The sequence below is a fragment of the Bacillus sp. 165 genome (assembly GCF_017742235.1).
In the GTDB taxonomy this organism is placed as follows: domain Bacteria; phylum Bacillota; class Bacilli; order Bacillales; family Bacillaceae_G; genus JAGHKQ01.
This window is the reverse complement of the sequence record NZ_JAGHKQ010000014.1, coordinates 1-2304: the sequence shown is the minus strand read 5'-3', so window position 1 is coordinate 2304 and position 2304 is coordinate 1. Positions and strand designations below refer to the sequence as shown.

The window sequence follows — 2304 nt, the reverse complement described above, 5'->3', positions numbered from 1 at the left end:
CCATAAAAGTGTTTGACTTGCTCATTTAAAACTTGACGTTTGTTTCTTGTTTTGTTCAGTTTTCAAAGAACTACTGTGCCGCTCGAAGCGACTTTACCATCTTATCATTGTGACAACTTCTTGTCAACATTTTTTAAAATTTGTTTCTGAGCATTTTTATTTATGTCAGAAGCAACGTTATTTATATTAACAGTATAAACAAGCTATGTCAACACTTTATATAAAATAAAATTCGATTAAACAATTATGTTGAAATTCGATTAAAACGAACGCTTATTGTATAGCAACTATACAAAAGGACAACAGTGAGTAGTCCAAATAGCATTAACAGACATTATTAAAGTGATTCAAAACTCAATATGGCAGAGCACCTTCAATTGAAGGGATTTTTCACAAAATATTTTCCGGCATCTTCTACAAATAAACAGATTTTCAAAAACCATCCAAGCAGAAACATAAAGGTAGCTATACTCGCACTCTCTATCATTAGAATAGTGTTATTAAATTCGGCAAGTATTCCGCTAACATAGGAATGAATACGATTGAACGGCAGCTGTAGTGGTGTAAGGATTGTAGGAAACTCTTTACCGATACCACCACTCCTCCTCACCTTTCTTATAAACGAATAGATTTCATCCAGTGCATGAGGAAGGGATACTCTTTACGCAAGGCATTAGAAATGACTATAGTCCACTATGCCACAGTTTTCTATTGGATACATAACATTTTATTGGCTTTAAAATCGATAACTTTTAAAAAGTTTTCTCGTATCATTAAAATGGTCGAGACTTATTTCTTGTATTCCAAAAAGAAAACGGAATATCAACGTGTAAAACCTCGTAAGTGTGACAGTGCTTCTCAATTTTGAGCATCAGTAAAGAACAAGTCTGTGCGTTGATTATGAGAAACTCTCAAAAACTAAATTATTCTAAAGTCATTGGACAAGAGCTTTTTGTAAAATTCCACTTAGACAAAGCAATCAGCTCCAGACTGTCTAGATCGAATATTGTTTGCACAGATGCATCAAGTACATTCAAAACCTATGTAAAAGAAAAAGGCTATGTTCTAAAAGATTGTTGCTCATAAGGGGTCCCACAGTTAAAATACGGATATCATATGCAATCATCTATACAGTCTATTGTCATTACCCTTTCTGCCAAACGTTGCTTTCCGATAACCGACTATATGTAAACTAAAAATACAAGGAAATTATGGATTACAGCTATGAAAAGTTTCTTAATTACTTAGACATGGGAAGAGAAATCGAGTTTATTTATGAAGGAGAAAACTATTATATTGGTTGTGGTACAGGAACCTGTATGTTTTGGAAAGCCTATGACTCTACAAGTGAAATTGTGGATGAAACTGTTGAGAACTTACTCAAAAGGTGAAACTTAATGGAAAATCAATTCAAGAAGTATGGAGCTTGATTGAAATTGACCATGTTTTTTAAATCGTAACTTCTACTCTCTTAGCGTATTGAAATAGTAGCGTTTTAACGTCAGAACCTCTAATAGAAGCCATTCTCACAAACAAAGCCAAAATTATCACGCAGTAGCAGCAATCTTTGCGAACTGAGCCAAGAAAAAAGATCAGAACAGTACCCCTTCAAATCTGATAGCAAGGAATCTACCATATTCAAACTAACAATAACTATCGTAGCCATTTAAAAAGGTGGATGGATAGATTTAATAGCGTTACAACCAAACACCTTACTCAAGGTTTAAACTAGTTTCATTCTCTCTACTCAACCAGGTTCTATGATGATTCTACAACAGTAAACGAATTGGCTATTAATAGTTGTTTGTTATGCACCAATGCTATTTAATTAAGATATTATCGACATTTAAATTATAGTTGAAAAGAGTTAGATAAAATGAAAGAGTTTATTATTGCTGGTAAGCACGGATTCATACGAATTGAATTAAATGAAGTTTATGGATTTCCAAATGAAACAAGTTATTTAGGCGGTTATGATGTAAAAGGAAAAATCAAAAACCATATTTTTAAAGCATCGTTTCAAGATCTCATTTAAAATCAAGCACAAAAAAACCAGTCAATTTGACTGGTTTTTTTGTGCCTAGCGACGTCCTACTCTCACAGGGACAAGGTCCCAACTACCATCGGCGCTGAAGAGCTTAACTTCCGTGTTCGGAATGGGAACGGGTGTGACCTCTTCGCCATCATCACTAGACCTATTAGAGACAGAAGTTATTCTACCAAAAGGCAGAAAGCCTGTCAAGAGAAAACTTCGTTCTCTCAAAACTAGATAACGTCATCATTTTGGTTAAGTCCTCGATCGAT

General features: G+C 34.2%; 1 protein-coding gene and 1 rRNA gene. One reads left to right on the top strand and one right to left on the bottom strand.

All coding sequences use genetic code 11. The features are described from left to right. The first annotated feature begins 1876 nt into the window (after window positions 1–1876). Window positions 1877–2035, top strand: a complete 159-nt coding sequence (locus tag J7Q84_RS15445; RefSeq protein WP_209095696.1) for a hypothetical protein — start codon at window positions 1877–1879, stop codon at window positions 2033–2035. 43 nt (window positions 2036–2078) lie between these two features. Here J7Q84_RS15445 and rrf read toward each other — a convergent pair. Continuing rightward, a 5S ribosomal RNA gene (rrf, locus tag J7Q84_RS15440) occupies window positions 2079–2194 on the bottom strand. Between the last annotated feature and the right edge of the window lie 110 nt (window positions 2195–2304).

What these genes read in the sequence shown, in the direction of transcription:
- J7Q84_RS15445 (WP_209095696.1), top strand. Translation starts at nt 1,877, where the DNA reads ATGAAAGAGTTTATTATTGCTGGTAAGCACGGATTCATACGAATTGAA.